The sequence below is a fragment of the Pontibacter deserti genome (assembly GCF_023630255.1).
Classification (GTDB): Bacteria; Bacteroidota; Bacteroidia; order Cytophagales; family Hymenobacteraceae; genus Pontibacter; species Pontibacter deserti.
This window is the reverse complement of record NZ_JALPRS010000006.1, coordinates 23,770-41,976: the sequence shown is the minus strand read 5'-3', so window position 1 is coordinate 41,976 and position 18,207 is coordinate 23,770. Positions and strand designations below refer to the sequence as shown.

Below are 18,207 nucleotides of genomic sequence, written 5' to 3'. Positions count from 1 at the left end.
GATGACAGCGTCTGAATTAAACTGCTATTGCTTCCTCTCTTTCCTTCTTCTTGAAACCATAGGCAATGGCACCTGCAATTACCAGTAACAGGATAATAGAAGAAACTAGCGAAACAGTGTTACCAATAGTATAAGTCTTTGGCTCGAAGCGGAACTCGATGGTATGTTTACCTGCCGGAACCTGCATGGCACGCAGAATATAGTTTGCACGTAAGTGGTCTACCGGTTTGCCATCTAAATAAGCCTGCCAGCCTGCTTCATAATATATTTCAGAGAATACCACAAAACCTGCATTCGCTGTCTGGTATTCATATTTCAGATAATCAGGCTCGTAAGTGGTAAGCTTTATAGTTGCATTGGCTGCAGTATACTTCTGCTCCTGTACTGGGAACTTAGTTACATCCACTACAGCAGTTGTTCCGGCATCAAAACCTGTTAAAGCTTCCAGTTCGGCATCCGGTGTGCTTACTTTCTGAATTTCCTGAATAAACCAGGCATTGCCAAGAGCTCCCGGCACACGCTGCACAGGCTGTCTTTCGTCACCGGTAATAGCATAGCGGGTGTTCAGCATACGCAGCACTTCCAGGTTATTTTGTGAAATATGACGGTCAATTACATCCTGGTAACGGCGCAGCTTTGCTCCGTGGTAACCACCTACATTTTTATGGAAGTATGATGCTCGTGCGCTGTTAAACGGATTGGTCATATCGATCACACGATAACTTAAACCTCTCTCCGGATTCTTATCTTCCAGAATCAGTTTATCGGCCGGTGTTGGTTTAAAATAGTTTGTAATTACCTGTGGCTTAAAATCATCGCTTTCGAGGTAACGCTTATCAACTGTCCAAAGGTCGACCAGCACTAACACACCTACACCCGCAATGGCTATAGTTGCAGACAATTTGTTTTTAACATAGAAGTATAAAATTGCCAGCGCCAGAAGTATAAATACAAGCGAGCGGAACGCGTCAGACTTCATCATACTTTCTCTGTCAGCACGAATAGCATCAACCGGAAACTGTGCCTGCAGCAGTTGTGCATCAACCGGCGATGAGAAACTGGCCATACCGCCCAGCAACCAAACCAGTAAACAGATACCGCCGGTAATGCCGCCAGCCATCAGTAGTTTTCTATCCAGTTCTTTAATGGTATCGCGGTCGCGGAAAAGTCTCCAAAGGGCCAGCATCGCCAGCAACGGGATGGTTATCTGCGCAATCACCAACGCCGACGAAACCGCCCTGAACTTATTGTAAGCCGGAAAGTAATCGAACATAAAATAGTTGAACGCAGAGAAGTTATGTCCCCAGGCCAGCATCAGCGAAAGTATAGTTCCAGCAACAAGCCAGCTTGTCCAGCGGCGGTCAACTATAAACAGGCCCAGCACAAATAGGAAGCAGATAATTGCACCTACATAAACAGGCCCGCTAACAAGTGGCTGATCGCCCCAGTAAGTTGGTATACCCTGGCCCATAATCTGCTCGGCCTGCACCGGCTGCGCACCCATACCCAAAAAGGCTTTGAATGTCTCGGAATCTTTATCTAAACTTTTATTAGAGCTGCTGCCACCGTAAAAATCAGGTATAAGCAGTGTCATAGTTTCAGAAACACCATAGCTCCAGTTAAAGGCATATTCTCTGTCAAGGCCGCTGCTGGTTTTGTCGCCGCTGTTTGGTACAGTTAATTCTGATTTACCCCGGATGCTATACTTGCTGTATTCGGCTGTGGTAGCTAGTCGGCCAAAGTTTACGCCTACAGCCAGTACAGCGGCCAGCAACAGCACCGAACCACGCTTCAGCAACTCAACTATAGTTCCGTTCTTAACTGCATAAATGATCTCTACTACTGCAAAAACAATCACCAGTAACAACATATAATAGGTCATCTGCAGATGGTTGAAGTGCAGGTTCAGTGTTAGGCCCAATGCAAACAGCGCGGCTCCCAACCACAGATTCTTACGCAAGGCATAGAATAATCCGGCCAAAACCATTGGTATGTAAGCTATAGTCAGGGATTTGGTATTATGGCCTGCCTCCAGGATGATGATATTATAAGACGTGAAGCCAAACGCAATGGCACCAACTATAGCCAGCCACGAGTTCATGCCCAGCACAACTAAAAGTATGTATCCGCAAAGCAGCGTTACAAATATGTTACCCGCCATAGCCGGCAGGTTAAGCGAAAGCACTGTATGAATCACGCCTGAAAGATCGCCGGGATAACGGGTATTGATCAGGTAAGAAGGCATTCCACCGAACATCGAGTTTGTCCAGAGGGCTTCCTCGCCGGTCTTTTCGCGGTGCTGCATTATTTCCTGGGCACCGCCCCTGAACTGCAGGATATCGTGCTGTGCCATGCCTTTGTCTTCGAACACGACCGGGGCAAAATACACTACTGTAAGTAATAAGAAAACAAGAACCGCGATCAGGTGAGGTAATACATCGCGCTTAAAGTTAATAGAAGCTGTCATATCTGTTTAGATGCGTCAATATAGAGCTTGAAAGATATGACATTTATTTTATTTCTGCATTATGAAGTTGTGCAGATGCAGCCTTTAAAACATCTAACTGAAGTATAAAAACAAAAGCGGCAGAAGCATTTATACCTGCTTCTGCCGCTTTTTATAGTTGGTAGTTTATAGTTTACCTCGATCTGCCACCACGGCCGCTGCCAAAGTTTGCCTGCAAGCCAATAGATGGAATAACAGTTATACCTGAGAACTCAAATTGCTTACCTTCCAGGAAATCGTAAGTACCATAGTTCTGGTAATACATGGTTAGCGATGGCAGCACATACACATATTTAAAGCCTATCTTACCATTCACGAAAAAGCCAAACGATGGGAAATTCTTCTTCGCATACACACCTTCTACGGGTACCTTTTCGCCACCAACATCTTTTACAATGCGGCTTGGCTCAAAGCCATACTTTATAAATGTGTGGTTATAAACCGGGCCAAACGAAATGTTACCGATCTCTTCTTCCGGGCCAAACGATTTACTGAACACCAACGGAATAACTATGTCGCGGCGCGTGGCTGAAAATTCGAAAATCGGAATCAGCTTGTTTATGTATAGTTTATCGAAAATATCTGAGCTTTGCCCTGAGTACTGTAAGCCTACACTGCCATACCAATCGCCTACGCCAGGGTTCTCGGGGGTGCCGGTTGGGCCCATAAACTGGTACATGGCATCGAAGACGTGCACACCAGTGGCATATTTATACCCAACATCTACACGCTCGGCCAAGCCATAGCGCAGGTAAAAATCGAACGTAGTACCTACGGGGTCCAGGGAATAAGCCACCAGCGCTTTAGAGGCTACATCAATTTGTTCGCTGTATTCTACTTCTTCGTCGTTGGCAATAGCATCTACAGCGGCTTCGGTAATGTCGTCGAGTTGAGCAATTGGTTCGCTGGCAATGTTACCGCCTATGTTAAATCCGGCTTTAAACTGGCCTTTTGGCGTAACCTTACCCGAATGGATAACAGAACGTGGCGCTGTACAACTTGCTACAGCTCCTGCCATTAAAACAGCAAAGAAATAGAGGTAGAGATGTTTCCGCATAAACTGCTTTTAATTAAGTATAAACTATTATTTCAGAGAAAAAGCAGCTCACAAGTATCGTGCCTGCGAAAACAATTACAAGTATAACTTAAGGCTTATTTTACTTCTTCATAATCTACATACTCACCACCGTTAAAATCTCTACGATCCGGCTGATTCGGTATATAGTCTATTTTGATATCCCCTTTTGCTCTGCCATTGCTGTTACTGTTTGGCTGCGGGCGCTGCTGCTGGTGCATGTTGGTAAAAAACGTACCGTTACGCATGCTCTTTTTAATGAACATCCCTAACAGAATACGGAACAGTACCGGCGCTACCAATCTGATAAACAGGATAACGAGAATGGTGATAATTATGAACTTGATCATTTATTTCTAAGTTATTAGCCTGGCTAACGTAAGGCTGTAAAGTATAGCAACTGTGCATTTATACTACACAACTACCTTACCAAAAGTTTAGCACCTGACAGTTTGCCAGCGATTTTCAGCAAAGGTAAAACATTTGTTTCATAAGGTCCACGACTTAAGCCTGCTGGCTGCACTTTATCTTTTTACCTTCCACATTATTCGTGTAAATAGGCTAATTTTGCAAGTTATTCCGGTAGTGTATAGTCTTACAAAGGCCGCTACCCCACTATCTGCTATTTAAATGTTAACAAGTATAAAAAAGAGCTGGCGGAATGTGCATATAGCACTTGCGATATACCTCGGTTTATCGATGCTGCTTTATACGATAGCCAGAATTTTGTTCTTTGTTTTTAACAGGGCATTGTTTGAAGCCACAAGTATAGCTGACTTTACTTACTTGTTGCTGGCCAGCCTGCGCTTCGACCTGTCAGCTGTGCTGTACACAAACATGCTGTTCATGGCGCTTATGCTGCTGCCGTTCCGGTTCAGGTATAACACTGGTTACCAAAAACTGCTGAAGTATATTTTTATAGTTACCAACAGCATTGCCCTGGCTGCTAACTTAATTGATATTGTTTATTACCGTTTTACGCTGCGCCGCACCACCTGGAGCGTATTACAGGAGTTTGCCAACGAGAATGGCAGTGTGCTGGCTTCCAGTTTTATAGTTGATTTCTGGTACATTCCGTTGCTATGGTTCCTGTTGCTGGGTTTTATGGTCTGGCTCTATAACAAGGTAAAGGTGCAGTCTCCTCCGCGCGTTTCGTCGTGGTTGTATTACCCGGGACATATGGCCCTGATGGGTTTAACTGTTTTTCTGGCTATTGCAGGTATGCGAGGCGGGTTTGCCCACAGTACACGCCCCATTACATTAAGCAATGCCGGCGAATACGTGAAACGGCCTAACGAGATGTACCTGGTGCTCAATACGCCTTTCTCCATGCTCCGAACTATAGGCAAAAACAACTATAGCAAAGTAAATTATTTTACTGAGCAGCAACTGGATGCTATTTATTCACCAATTCATATACCGGCTACAACAACTACCTTTCAAAAGAAGAACGTAGTAATTATAGTGCTGGAGAGCTTTGGCAAGGAAGCAATGGGCAGCTACAACCCAGGCAGGCTGGGCAAAAACGGCTATCAAACGTTCACTCCGTTTCTGGATAAGTTAATGCAGGATAGCAAAGTATACTGGCACTCCTTTGCGAATGGCAAAAAATCTATTGATGCGCTGCCATCTATACTTACCAGTATCCCGAGTATCCAGGAGCCTTTTGTGCTTACGCCCTACGCCAGCAATAATTTACCAAGCTTGCCTCGCACCTTACATGCTGAGGGATATCATACAGCTTTTTTCCATGGTGCCCCAAACGGCTCGATGGGTTTTAAAGCATTTATGAACCTGATAGGCGTGAAGGAATACTACGGCAAAGATGAGTATAACAACGATGCTGATTTTGATGGCATGTGGGGCATCTGGGATGAAGAGTTTCTGCAGTTCACAGCCGAAAAGCTGAACAAGTTTCCGGAACCGTTCATGGGCACTGTTTTTACGCTATCATCACATCACCCTTATAAAGTACCTGAACGCTATAAAGGAAAACTCGCGATAGGTCCGCTGCCATTATTCCAGGGCATTAACTATACGGATATGGCATTGCAGAAATTCTTTGAGAAGGCCAGCAAAATGCCATGGTATAACAACACGCTGTTCGTAATAACCGCCGACCATGCCGGCAGCCCGCGCCATTACCCGGAATATAATACCGATTGGGGTGCCTTTGCTGCTCCTATCCTGTTTTACGCTCCCGGAGATACTGCTTTTAAAGGCAGGGAACAACGCGTAGTGCAGCAACTAGACATTATGCCGACTATACTTAGTTACCTGAATTACAACAAGCCATTTTTCTCTTTCGGTAAAAGTATGCTGGATACCACAGCACAGGATTTTGCTGTAAGCTACAATGCCGGCGTGTACCAATGGATTGAAGGTAACCTGTTACTGCAGTTTGATGGCAACAAAACCATAGCGCTCTACAATTACCAGCAGGACCAAATGCTGAAACAGGATCTGAAAGATAAACTCCCTCAGAAGCGCCAGCAACTGGAAACCCGGGTAAAAGCTTTCATCCAGCAGTACAACAACCGTATGATCGAGAATAAGCTGCAGGTGGAGCGGAATTAGGTTTGAGGTTTGTTGAGGTTTCAGGGTTATTAATCTGATTCAGGATTTTCAGAATTTTTGACCTCATAGCGTGCGCAGCTCCTACGAGCGTCTTGCTACGAAGCGACTGCTAAACCATAGACGCTCCGAGGTGACAAGCACGCTCGGAGGTCTTTTGAGAAGCGGCTATAGGTTCTTTAACTGTTTTAACCCACCCCTTGCCCCTCCCGAGAGGGGACTTTCTGTATCTGTTTATATTTACAAGTATAATTCTATAGTCACCGTTTATCCAACCACCCCTAACCCCTCCTTATCTAAGGTGGGTAGTTTTGTACTACTATACTTAAAGTTGTAGTTTTATAGTTATTGTCTTAACACCCCTGTGAGCTCCGCTCGCAAGTTTCGAACTCCGTTCTCACTTGTCCTCAAGGGGACTCTTTCTTTTTTGCTAGAATTAGATTACAGTGTTATAGTTACACTCTACAGAAAAGGACAGGTCTTGACCTGTCCCTATGTAAATAATGTGTTGAGAAAAGCTAAGAACCTATACTCCTCCTCTAGCTATAAATAAACTATCGAACTAATTTCAGTCTTTGGGTTGAGCGCCTTTGATTTGTTGCGGTGGCGCAGCCAACACGAGCACAGCGAGGGGAGCTTCAAATCAGCAGCGCGATGCCCGAAGACGGGGCCCCGCGGCCGTGAGCGCACCACAGTTGGATATGAAACTATAGGTTTTTAGAGCTCCCAGGATTTCTAGTGGCTATGAAAGTATAGCTTGGTTCACGTAAGTATAAACTGCATCTATAGAACATATAAGATGTCTCGGCTGCGCTCGACATGACAAAAAAGAACTAGATTTCTCGACTACGCTCGAAATGACAGAAAGGAATACAAACGAAAAAGGCCTTTGCTGCAATAGCAAAGGCCTTTTATACTTACTGTACTTCCAGCTTACTTACTTAAGTATAGATTCCTCTCCGAATATACTTTCGTGAAGTAGTCATCCTGCAGGTCTTCAATAAAGTAAATGGCCTCGCCGGTAGATTTCATTTCAGGACCTAGTTCCTTGTTTACTTCCGGGAACTTGCTGTACGAGAACACCGGTACTTTAATTGCATATCCTTCTTTATGTGGGTTAAATGTAAAGTCTTTTACTTTAGCATGACCCAGCATGATTTTGGTTGCATAGTTAATGTACGGCTCACGGTATGCTTTGGCAATGAACGGGAACGTACGCGATGCACGTGGGTTAGCCTCAATAATGTATACCGTTTCATTTTTGATCGCGAACTGGATGTTAATCACACCAACTGTATTCAAAGCAACCGCAATCTTCTTAGTATGCTCTTCGATCTGGCGCATTACGTTTTCGCTCAGGTCAAACGGAGGCAACACAGCATAAGAGTCACCGGAGTGGATACCAGCAGGCTCGATGTGCTCCATCACCCCACAGATATGCACGTCCTCGCCATCACAGATGGCATCGGCTTCCGCTTCAATGGCATTATCCAGGAAGTGGTCTAACAATACTTTGTTACCCGGGTGGTCTTTCAGCAGGTCGATAACATGAGCTTCCAGTTCTTTCTCGTTGATCACGATCTTCATGTTCTGACCACCTAGCACGTAGCTTGGGCGCACCAATAGCGGGAATTTCAGCTCACGACATAGCTCCAATGCTTCTTCGGCAGTCTCAATAACCGCGAAAGGAGGATATGGTATGTTCAGGTCGCGCAGCAGTGAAGAGAACGAACCACGGTCTTCAGCAAGGTCAAGGGCTTTGTAGCTCGTGCCCAACACTTTTATACCATAGCGGTCTAATTTCTCAGCAAGCTTTAAAGCAGTTTGTCCGCCCAACTGAACTATAACACCTTCTGGTTTCTCGTGCAGGATAATGTCGTAAATATGCTCCCAGAAAACGGGTTCAAAATATAACTTATCTGAAATATCGAAGTCAGTACTTACTGTTTCAGGGTTGCAGTTGATCATGATAGTTTCGTAGCCGCACTCTTTGGCAGCCAGCACACCATGCACGCAACTATAGTCGAACTCAATGCCCTGCCCGATACGGTTCGGTCCTGAGCCTAGCACAACTACTTTTTTCTTTTCTGTAACTATACTTTCGTTCTCACCTTCAAAAGTGCTGTAGAAGTATGGTGTTTTTGCTTCGAACTCAGCCGCACAGGTATCTACCATTTTGTACACACGCTTAATTCCGAGTTCGTTGCGCACATTAAATACTTCGCTCTCTTTGCAACGCAGCAGGTGCGCCAGTTGGCGGTCAGCATAGCCTTTAACTTTTGCTTCGCGCAGCAGCTCAACCGGAATAGTGGCAAGTGTATACTTTTCGATTTCTTTCTCCAGTACATCCAGCTCCTCTATCTGTGCCAGGAACCATGGGTCAATTTTAGTCAGTTTCTGGATTGTGTTGGTAGGTATACCGATGCGCATAGCATCTTTTACACTGAACAGGCGGTTCCAGCTTGGGTTCTTCAGGCTGTCGATCAGGTAATTATAGTCGGTCTTTTCTTTACCATCAGCACCCAGCCCGTTACGCTTAATCTCCAAGCTCTGGCAAGCCTTCTGCAAGGCTTCCTGGAATGTGCGGCCGATACCCATTACCTCACCTACCGATTTCATCTGCAAGCCAAGCTTACGGTCAGCACCCGGGAACTTATCGAAATTCCAACGTGGTATTTTAACTATAACGTAGTCCAGGGCTGGCTCGAAGTAAGCCGATGTAGTTTTAGTGATAGCATTTTTCAGCTCATCCAGGTTATAGCCAATGGCCAGCTTAGCAGCAATTTTAGCGATAGGGTAACCGGTTGCTTTTGATGCCAGCGCTGACGAACGGGAAACACGCGGGTTGATCTCGATGGCAATGATCGTATCGTCATCAGGGTTAACAGAGAACTGTACGTTACAGCCACCGGCAAACTGCCCGATACCATTCATCATTTTAATAGCCAGGTCGCGCATACGCTGATACACGGTGTCTGGCAAGGTCATGGCTGGAGCTACAGTTATCGAGTCGCCGGTATGGATACCCATCGGGTCGAAGTTCTCGATAGAGCAGATGATGATGATGTTGCCCAGGTTATCGCGAAGCAATTCCAGCTCGTACTCTTTCCAGCCAAGTATACTTTGCTCTACCAGTACCTCGTGGGTTGGCGAAGCGTGCAGGCCACGGGTAAGAGCAGCATCAAATTCTTCAGGGGTGTTTACAAAGCCGCCTCCTGTACCGCCCAGCGTAAACGACGGACGAATAACCAGCGGGAAACCAATTTCCTGTGCAATCTCCTTGCCTTCCAGGAACGAAGTTGCTGTTTCGCCTTTACAAACATTAACCCCAAGCTCCAGCATTTTCAGGCGGAACTGCTCGCGGTCTTCAGTAGTTTCGATGGCTTTAATATCTACGCCTATAATGCGTACGCCATACTTCTGCCAGATACCGGCTTTCTCACATTCAATAGCTAAGTTTAAAGCAGTCTGGCCGCCCATGGTTGGCAGTACTGCATCAATCTTATGGTTCTTCAGTATCTCAACAATGTATTTCTTCTCCAGTGGCCTTAGATACACGTTATCTGCTGTAACCGGGTCCGTCATAATGGTGGCCGGGTTAGAGTTGATCAGTGTAACTTCTATTCCCTCTTCGCGGAGCGAACGAGCAGCTTGGGAGCCGGAATAATCGAATTCACAGGCCTGGCCAATAACTATAGGACCGGAGCCAATGATAAGAACTGATTTAATACTCGTGTCTTTTGGCATAGTGTGGTAGGTATAAATTGCCCAAAGTTAAGGCAAATTGTTGGGGCTGGCAAAGGAAACCCCGTAAACGTGAATTTTAATTTAAAGAATACTGCAGCCTTTACCTCGCTGTTCTGATTCAAACAAGCACTTAATCTTCATCTTCAAGTATAAAAAGCTCGTTTACGGTAACCCCGAATAAAGCAGACATCTTAAGTGACAGCAATGTGGATGGCAGGTACTTGTTTTTTTCTATAGCGTTAATGGTCTGGCGGCTAACACCAAGTGACTCAGCCAACTGCTCCTGTGTAATATTCTTTTTTGCCCGCTCCACTTTTATGTTATTCTTCATCTGTTTCCAGAGCCTTTCGTGTTATGTGCAGGTTATACTTAAAAGAGGCGTAGGTATACACCAGGAGTAACGTAAGTGCACCAAGCATACCACCAACATCAGGCATTTTTATACTTTTGCTCATCAGCAAAGTATAGATGTTGCTATAAAACGGCAGAAACAGGAGACCTATTGCCAGAAAATATACCCCACTCATAAACGACTTGTATCGCAGGTTCTGCACCATTTCGTCTTCCTGCTTCTCCTCAGAAAAGTTAAGCAATACCAGCCCGATGATAATCGGATAGTATACAATAGGATAATTCCATTCACTGAAGAAAGCCTTGGAATCAGGTATGATACCTGTTGAAATAAGTACGAAGACAATGGCAGCTGCTACCGGGAGCCCTGCAATTAGTACCCATATACCTGCCTTTTTATACTTATTAGGCAGCAACCTGATCTGAAGTATATTATCTTTCATGGTCTTTTCTTTAGCTGTACGTTTAAATTTACTAAAAGTAAAAAATATTATACATATAGTAAACAAATATTTACTTATCTTGAAATTTTTAATGCCCCATTTTACTTCTGATTAAGACTGAGAACAGGGATGTATGAGTTAATGCAGCAAATATTACAAACTATAATAAGCGGTAACGTACCTATAAGTGTACCAAACAACGATTACTATGGAAGCACCAAAAGAAGATGATATCATAACCAATGCCGATGAAAGTAAGCGCCTGCCTGATGAAAACCCCGAACCGGTAGAAGGAGTGAAAAAAGATGAAGTGGAAATTAAGTCTGCTAAAACTGAAGACATACTGGACGCTGAACCGGAAGGCAAAGAAGAAGGAGGCAATGTAGCAGCCAAAGACGAAAAAGATACCCGGGAACTAGACGGTAGCAACGCCAATAACTTACGAACAAAATAAATTTATTAAAGCCCTGCAACCAGCAAATGCCCTGTTGCAGGGCTTTTTTGTTTACCACACTATTACCGCCAGGTTAAATTTGTATTATTCTTTATTAAATCTACCAAAAGCCTTTTATTATCAATTAATTATAATTAATATTATAAAACCTTTAACGCCATGAAACATGGTATACTTCCAGACAGATTACCTTCAGGTAGAACATCACCATACAGGTAATGTACTAATAACCCAATGGTATGGCGGATGCAGCAGCCTGCAGTACAGGCAGGCACTGATCAACGTCATCCGGATTGCGCGGGAACTACAGGTACATTGTGTGGTATTGGACAGGCGTCTGTTAAAACCTGTATCGGAAGATGATCTGCATTGGACCTGCACCATTTATGCTAAGGCGTATGCCAAACTGCCTCTTAAAAAACTTGCTGTTATACATTCCTTCGACAATGAGACCGAGCGCCAGCAGCAGCAGCTCAACGCACACATAGGCACCTATATCGAAACCCGCTCTTTTGATGATCTTACTTCTGCTTACGACTGGGTAATTTCAGTTCCTGTTTAAATCTTTTGATTTCGGCTCACCAACCTGCAGCAACATATAGGCTGCTTCTACTTTCAGGCTACTGTACTTTCCGCAACTCCTCTCTTAAACTGACCACAAGTATACTATATCGTAGTTATCAGATATAAATTATTATCTTGGTCTTTACATTTCATTCCAAAATTCTGATGAAGGGATTACTCGTGTTGTTGATCTGTATGTTAACTGCTACCTCGGTTTTTGCAGGTAAGGCAGATACTGTAAAATTACGACAGCACCTGATTGCCATTACAGGCACATCCCAACCTCGCAACCACCAGCATACAGCAGCCCTCGATGAAGTAGCTACCTACATCAAAAAAGAGTTTGAGAAGTTGCAGGGGCAGGTACAGGAGCAGGTTTATACTGTTGCCGGCAAAGAATACCGCAATATTATACTTTCGATGGGGCCCGCAGATGCTCCAAGGCTGATTGTAGGAGCGCATTATGATGTGTGCGGAGACCAGCCCGGAGCCGACGATAACGCCAGCGGAGTAGCTGGCCTGCTGGAACTGGCAAGACTACTGCACAACCACAGGCTGCCTTTCCGGATTGATCTTGTAGCTTATACTTTAGAAGAACCGCCCTACTTCCGTACCGAGCATATGGGCAGTTATGTGCATGCCCGATCTCTGAAAGAGCAACAGGCAGAGGTAAAAGGTATGATCTCGCTGGAGATGATCGGTAACTTTAAAGATGAGAAAGGGACTCAACGCTACCCACTGGCCCCTATGAAACTGTTTTATGGCAGCCGGGGCAACTACATTGCCGTAGTGCAACGGTTTGGCAACGGGAGCTTTGGCCGGAGTTTCCTGCGCAACTATAAGAACAATGCTAACATACCTGTAAAATCATTAAGAGCACCCGCTTTTGTTACCGGAGTCGATTTTTCAGATCACCTCAACTACTGGCATTTTGGTTTTGATGCACTCATGATCACAGATACTTCTTTCTATCGCAACAGCAACTATCACCAACCAACTGATACGATCTATACTTTAGATTTTAGGCGCATGGCCCGGGTGGTGGATGCAGTTTATACCTCTATTCTGAATTTATAATATCATGCTTTATACTTTCCTGAAACTGCTTTACAAAACAGGACTCTGGTTCTTTTTCCGGAAACTGGAAGTACGCAATGCGCATCGTATGCCTGACGAAGGTCCTTTACTGGTAGTTTCCAATCACCCGAATACATTTATGGACCCGATTGTGGTGGCAGCGCAACTACAACAGCCGGTATTCTTTATTGCGAAGAGCACAGTATTTGGTTCTAAGTTTCAGAACTGGATGCTGCGCCAGATGCACCTGATACCGATACATCGAAAAGAAGATAACCCAAATGCTACTATCAGCAACGACGAAGCTTTTGCTGCCAGCTATAAAGCGCTGCACCAGAACAAGACCATCCTTATTTTCCCGGAAGGTAATAGCTTTAACCAGCGCCGCCTGCGCAAATTAAAAACCGGAACGGCACGCATTGCTTTAGGTGCCGCCTCAGAAAGCAACCAGAATGTACAGATATTACCAGTTGGCTTAAATTACTCCGATCCTACCCGTTTCCGGAGCGATGTATTTGTAAATGTAGGCAAACCTATAGCTGTTTCTGATTACCTGCCCCACTATCAACAGGATGGCCCTGCAGCTGTACTGACCTTAACTGAAGAGATACGGGTAAGGCTGGAGAAGCTCATTATACATACACCAACTGATGAAGAAGACGAACTGGCCCGGCAGGTAGCTGCTATTTACAAAGACCGCCTTGCTCCAACGGCACCGGCCACTGCACTCCCGCACGAACAGGATTTTATACTTACCAAAGGCATCATCAGAAGTATAAGCCACTTCAGCCAAACAGAGCCGGAGCGGGTAGCAACTATAAAGCAGGAGCTCAACAGCTATACAAAACAACTTCAGCGCCTTGGCCTCCAGGACCCTGTTCTGAGCAAAGAACGCCAGGATGTGCTAACGCAAAGTATAATCGGGCTACTATACCTGGTTATCGGTTTTCCGCTGTATTTGTACGGACTAATACACAACTACATCCCTTATATCATTCCTTCTAAAGTGGCACGTGCAGTAACCAAAGAACAAGAATGGTTTGCTCCTATTATGCTAACTACCGGCATCTTTACTTTCCCGATATTTTATGGCCTGGAAGTATGGGCTGCAGCTAAATGGGTAAGTATAGATGGTGTCAAGCTGATCTTATACTTCCTGAGTTTGCCGCTGAGCGGTTTCTTTACGCTGCATTACTGGAATACACTCCAAAGCACACAAAGCCATTGGCTGCTGTTAAGGTTATTTTATAGCCGGCAACACCTGGTAACAAAGCTTCGCCAGCAGCGCCAGCACATTATCAGCCTGCTCGAGAAAGCGCAGCAGGACTACCTGCAAAAGGTTAGTTAAGCTGCTTCCCCTGTTCAGGCTTATACTTTGTTAGCTTACTAAGTGCTTGTACTTACATATTTTAAGTATAACTAACCACATACGTACCTGCGTAAAACGTGAGATAACTTGCCTTCGGGCTGAACTTTAAATTGAGATGCTATGAAAAAGATAAAAATGAATTTGCTGGCTGTTGGTGTTGTAGCTGTAGGCCTCCTTGCTGCTTGTACTTCTGAGAACACAACTGGCGTAGAGGCCGGTGAAACCAATACAGAAAACCAGTCTGATATGTCTGGAGAAACAGGTACTGACATGGGAACTACTGGTACTGATACAGCAACAACCGGCACATCCGGAGACACATCAAACCAAAACCCGCCGACAGATGAAGGTACGGGAAACCAGAATGAGCAATAACAAAAAGCCCCGGCAACGCTGCAGTTGCCGGGGCCTTATTTTTGTAACCCTGTTATTTGGTAGCCTTCACGATGGCTCTTGCGGCCATTGCTGCTGCCAGCCCACCCAGCAAATATAATCCAACGGCCATAGCTTTAGTTTCGGTAGTACGTTCGCTAGGTGCTTCGCCTAGACCTAGTGGGCCAGGTAAAGTAATAGCCCCTATTCCGGCCAGTGCCCCTAGTAAGGTTCCGCGTAACCAGGCATTTTTGCCAGCACCTGCCAGGCTATAGTATAAGCCATTCGAGATTACATCGCCCACCATAGCCCAGTCGTGTAGTGTTTTATCATCGGGTGGTGTAGCCCCGCCTTTCTCCATCAGTTTGGCAATGGCGCGCATTCCCAGCACATCCATTCGCGGTGCTTCGGGCACTACTCTTCTTAAACTTTCGTGGGCAAGGGTTAAAACACAGGCACCTGCCAGGCCACCTGCTAATGCTTCCAGTATTTTCATAGCTTTAGTTTTAATTGTAGGTTGTTTTATACGGCACTTACAAGCTAGGTGCTGCTTAATCTATTTTAATAAGATCAGCGATAACACTGTGTTCTCCTACTTTACGGGCATCTCTGGGGCTGTCGAAAACCACCATCAGGTTACGCTCGTCATATACAGCCAGGCCTTCTGCTTTATCTTTTCCGCTTTCTGCGCCATGTCCGTGCGGCACTTCGCACAGGCGCTCTAAGTCTGCAGTATGCACCATTGATTCGCCTTTCTGTTTTAAAACATTGCGCCAGCGGTACACTGCAATTACTCCATCCAGGTCCATGGTAGGGCCAGCAAGTATATACATATCATTCCCCAGAATGCGCAGTTCGCGTATGCCTTTGCCCTTCAGGTGCAGGAAGTGTTTTTTGTATGGCCGTTCCGGCGTCAGCTGTTTCAGTTTCAGAAATCCTTCTTCAGCTTCTTCCAACTCAAGCTCCAATACTATAGCCCATCCACGCAGCACTGGTCCGCGCAAACCCAGGTATAATTTGTTGCCGCTTGTAGCTAAGCCTTCAATATCAAACCCATTATCCTTACCAGGTATAGTTAAAAACGGTGCGATGTGATCATCTTTCTTCAGCGCTTCCAGCAGATCGCTGCTACTCTCACCACCCTTTAACTGTGCAGCGCGCAATGCCTTCTTCGGGTTATCCGGGTCAGGGCATTCTTTGCAGAGGGTATAATCGCTAGTCTTCTCATCTTTAATAACAGGGATACGTGCCAGCAGGTATCGGTTCTGGTCTGATTTTACCTGTGCCAGCCGTTTCATCTGTTTGGCCACACTGTCGTCCTTTCGGGGCTTTTTGCGTTTTAAACTATGCGACCCTACCAGCCATAGGTAGTTATTCTCCATACCCATTCCCTCAATATCAATTTCGCTGTCGGTACTATCGGGTAGTTGCAGGTAATCAGAAAGGCAAAAAGATTTATGCGTACCAAAGGAGCCATCTTTCTGTTGGGTAAGGCGCTCTATAGTTGTCCGTTCGTCGCAGCTCAACCATAGGTTATCGCCGGTGTGCAGTACCGTAGAGAGGCCGTCACGCACATGTTTCTCTTCCTGGTTCAGGCTTAATTCCGGGTCGAAGTGCAGGGTAACTTTTTTTGCCATTCTGATTCAATTAAAAGTATAAGTCAGTTGCTTAAAGTCTATTAAATCTAAAACTATACTTTATTAAAGTAAACTACTAAACAAAAAGCCCGATGCAGGAGCACCAGGCTTTTTATTTTTAATCTATAGTTACGGTTAAGAAGATGATCTACCGAACTTGTTTGTTCTTGTTGTATTCAGGTTTGATCTGGTTTTGGTTTTGTTGCGCGAATTCATAGCTAACCAACCAGCACCAAGTGCAAGAAGCGAACCTCCAACCACTTTCTGAGTAGTACTTAGGCCATTAACTTTATTCATAGCTTGTGTACCAAGTTCCTGAAGTTTGCTTGTCATAGCGTTCATATCAAGACCGCCCATTTTTGAAGATGAGCTTGAGCTTGAACCAGAACGTGAGCTTTGGCTACCTACACTTGACCCTGTAGTAGAGGATGCAGAAGGCTGGCTGCTCTGAGAGCGACTGCTTTGCGAAGACTGGCTTGCGCTAGGCTGGTTGCTCTGTGATGACTGGTTTGAAAATGATTGATTGCTCTGCGAGCTATTCTGTCTGTTTTCCATGGTTTATTAGGTTTAAATTTCAATTATATATGACGTTTAACCCGGAACCTCAACTTCGTATTCCTTTGCTGTTTCCGGTATTGTCAGACTTATTTTATCGGTTTTCAGAGCATATAGTTACATCAATTGCTACATTTCTCCTTATTCATAATAACATCTCACTAGGTTTACAGGTTATTTTCGGGCTGCCGGCTGGTGTGCTTTCAGTCTTTCTAGTGCCTCTGTGGTCTTTAAATGATCTTCGTCCTGCTCCTGTTCTTTTTTTGGTTTCATGCTTTTATAAAAGCCCAGAATATTTTGCTGCAGCTCAGGTGTAAGGTATTTGTACTTGCTGTTATCCAGCTTTTGCAGCAGCGCTGTATAAGTTTCATCGGTAAGCGCATACTCCCCCGGCTCCGTTTTCTTTCCGGTATCGAGCTGCAGGTTCTCCATCGCAGATTCGCTGTTGCGCAACTGCTGTAACACGGCCGCATACTTACTTACTGTAGTGTTAAAACTTTTATAAAAAAGATGTTCTGCTTCCGGAGTTGGCATAGTAAAGCCCAATGAGCGGAGCGGCCCTACCTTCGGAAGAATTTTGATAACCCAGGCCATAATCCGGGTGAAGAAACCTGGTCGTTCGTAAGTTTCTCCCCAGTTGCTGTTATACTTGGCCCGGCTCATACGGTAAATAAATGTGCGACGGGTGGCACCCGGTTTTGCTGCTTTTATGTCATTCGCTTTTGCTTGCCAGGCAGCTTTGGTAAGGTCTGGCATCAGGTTCTTTATAGTATAGCGGTAGGTACCAACTGCCAGTGGCACATTTACAAATACATCTCCCAGCTCTAGTCCATAGGTTTTTAAAAAGGCCCGCTCCAGTGGCTCCTGGGCTACTTCAAAACCAATAAACTGCTGATACGATTCCGGGGCATAGTTCCCGCGGGCCACCTGCAATACATCAAAGCCAAACTCTGTTTTAACATGTGATACCGGATGATCGGCAAAGGTTACGGTGCTGCCAAACTCCTGCTCCAGTTTTGGATATACCAACGGTACTGCTTTGTTTGTACCCAGCGAGTGACCATAAACATCTGCATTATAATGAGCCAGCGTACCCAAGGCAAAAGCATATTCATTTACATTTTGGGCTTCGTGCAGCAGGTTTTGTACAAAATCACCACTACGCACATAGTGCAACAGGTCTGTAAAAAATTTGCTACCGAACGGAAAGTACCCCATATCCTGAAGTATAGCTCCGCCATAAGCAAAGGCATGTGCTTTTTTAAGTTCTTCTTCAGTGGCGTTGGGGTAACGTTTCTGTAAAAGCGGTTTAAGATCTTTGTCCCAGGAGGCATCAATGATAGCCTGATGCGAGAGCACTCCATATGCTGAAGCAGACTGAGTTGCAAATAACCAACAGGTAAGTATAAGGGCTAAGCCACAAAGGCCGCGTAAGTATTTCAGGTGCATGCATTTGCATACGATTGCGGTTTTAAAAAGTATA

General features: G+C 45.0%; 16 protein-coding genes. 6 read left to right on the top strand and 10 right to left on the bottom strand.

The window, feature by feature from the left end; all coding sequences use genetic code 11:
• Positions 1-16 precede the first annotated feature (16 nt).
• The 3 genes from MJ612_RS18185 to MJ612_RS18175 form a co-directional block, all read right to left on the bottom strand.
• A complete protein-coding gene (locus MJ612_RS18185; RefSeq protein WP_187034075.1) occupies positions 17-2,467 on the bottom strand; it encodes a YfhO family protein in 2,451 nt (816 codons plus the stop codon).
• A 172-nt stretch (positions 2,468-2,639) separates the two neighbouring features.
• Positions 2,640-3,563, bottom strand: a complete 924-nt coding sequence (locus MJ612_RS18180) for a hypothetical protein (protein WP_187034076.1) — start codon at positions 3,561-3,563, stop codon at positions 2,640-2,642.
• Positions 3,564-3,658: 95 nt separating this feature from the next.
• Positions 3,659-3,931, bottom strand: a complete 273-nt coding sequence (locus tag MJ612_RS18175; protein ID WP_187034077.1) for a DUF4834 family protein — start codon at positions 3,929-3,931, stop codon at positions 3,659-3,661.
• A 349-nt stretch (positions 3,932-4,280) separates the two neighbouring features.
• On the opposite strand from MJ612_RS18175, the gene MJ612_RS18170 reads away from it, so the two are divergent.
• Positions 4,281-6,158, top strand: coding sequence for an LTA synthase family protein (locus MJ612_RS18170; RefSeq protein WP_222619852.1), 1,878 nt, complete (start codon positions 4,281-4,283; stop codon positions 6,156-6,158).
• 930 nt (positions 6,159-7,088) lie between these two features.
• On the opposite strand, the gene carB is transcribed toward MJ612_RS18170, so the two are convergent.
• The 3 genes from carB to MJ612_RS18155 form a co-directional block, all read right to left on the bottom strand.
• Positions 7,089-9,902, bottom strand: coding sequence for a carbamoyl-phosphate synthase large subunit (gene carB, locus MJ612_RS18165; protein ID WP_187034079.1), 2,814 nt, complete (start codon positions 9,900-9,902; stop codon positions 7,089-7,091).
• 130 nt (positions 9,903-10,032) lie between these two features.
• On the bottom strand, positions 10,033-10,233 hold the full coding sequence (locus tag MJ612_RS18160) for a helix-turn-helix transcriptional regulator (RefSeq protein ID WP_187034080.1): 201 nt from the start codon (positions 10,231-10,233) through the stop codon (positions 10,033-10,035).
• The gene (locus tag MJ612_RS18155) at positions 10,223-10,696 is read right to left on the bottom strand and encodes a hypothetical protein (RefSeq protein WP_187034081.1); all 474 of its coding nucleotides are present in this window, start codon (positions 10,694-10,696) and stop codon (positions 10,223-10,225) included. The genes MJ612_RS18160 and MJ612_RS18155 overlap by 11 nt, the downstream gene beginning before the upstream one ends.
• 208 nt (positions 10,697-10,904) lie before the next feature.
• Between MJ612_RS18155 and MJ612_RS18150 the strand changes: the two genes are divergently transcribed.
• The 5 genes from MJ612_RS18150 (at position 10,905) to MJ612_RS18130 (ending at position 14,535) form a co-directional block, all read left to right on the top strand.
• Positions 10,905-11,150 carry a hypothetical protein gene (locus tag MJ612_RS18150; protein WP_187034082.1) on the top strand — a complete coding sequence of 82 codons (246 nt, stop codon included), beginning with the start codon at positions 10,905-10,907 and terminating at the stop codon, positions 11,148-11,150.
• 166 nt (positions 11,151-11,316) lie between these two features.
• A complete protein-coding gene (locus tag MJ612_RS18145) occupies positions 11,317-11,712 on the top strand; it encodes a hypothetical protein (RefSeq protein WP_187034083.1) in 396 nt (131 codons plus the stop codon).
• 167 nt (positions 11,713-11,879) lie between these two features.
• Positions 11,880-12,791, top strand: a complete 912-nt coding sequence (locus tag MJ612_RS18140) for a M28 family peptidase (RefSeq protein WP_187034084.1) — start codon at positions 11,880-11,882, stop codon at positions 12,789-12,791.
• A 4-nt stretch (positions 12,792-12,795) separates the two neighbouring features.
• Complete coding sequence (locus MJ612_RS18135) at positions 12,796-14,139, top strand: lysophospholipid acyltransferase family protein (RefSeq protein ID WP_187034085.1); 1,344 nt, start codon at positions 12,796-12,798, stop codon at positions 14,137-14,139.
• A gap of 141 nt (positions 14,140-14,280) precedes the next feature.
• Positions 14,281-14,535 carry a hypothetical protein gene (locus tag MJ612_RS18130; RefSeq protein WP_187034086.1) on the top strand — a complete coding sequence of 85 codons (255 nt, stop codon included), beginning with the start codon at positions 14,281-14,283 and terminating at the stop codon, positions 14,533-14,535.
• A gap of 52 nt (positions 14,536-14,587) precedes the next feature.
• Here the strand turns inward: MJ612_RS18130 and MJ612_RS18125 are convergent, their stop codons facing one another.
• From MJ612_RS18125 to MJ612_RS18110, 4 genes are all read right to left on the bottom strand, one after another.
• A complete protein-coding gene (locus MJ612_RS18125; RefSeq protein WP_187034087.1) occupies positions 14,588-15,028 on the bottom strand; it encodes a hypothetical protein in 441 nt (146 codons plus the stop codon).
• Between the two features lie 55 nt (positions 15,029-15,083).
• The gene (locus tag MJ612_RS18120) at positions 15,084-16,169 is read right to left on the bottom strand and encodes a DUF3616 domain-containing protein (protein WP_187034088.1); all 1,086 of its coding nucleotides are present in this window, start codon (positions 16,167-16,169) and stop codon (positions 15,084-15,086) included.
• 135 nt (positions 16,170-16,304) lie between these two features.
• Positions 16,305-16,724, bottom strand: coding sequence for a hypothetical protein (locus tag MJ612_RS18115; protein ID WP_187034089.1), 420 nt, complete (start codon positions 16,722-16,724; stop codon positions 16,305-16,307).
• A gap of 174 nt (positions 16,725-16,898) precedes the next feature.
• Entirely contained in the window at positions 16,899-18,173 is a 1,275-nt protein-coding gene (locus MJ612_RS18110; protein WP_187034090.1) for a zinc dependent phospholipase C family protein, read from the bottom strand.
• Between the last annotated feature and the right edge of the window lie 34 nt (positions 18,174-18,207).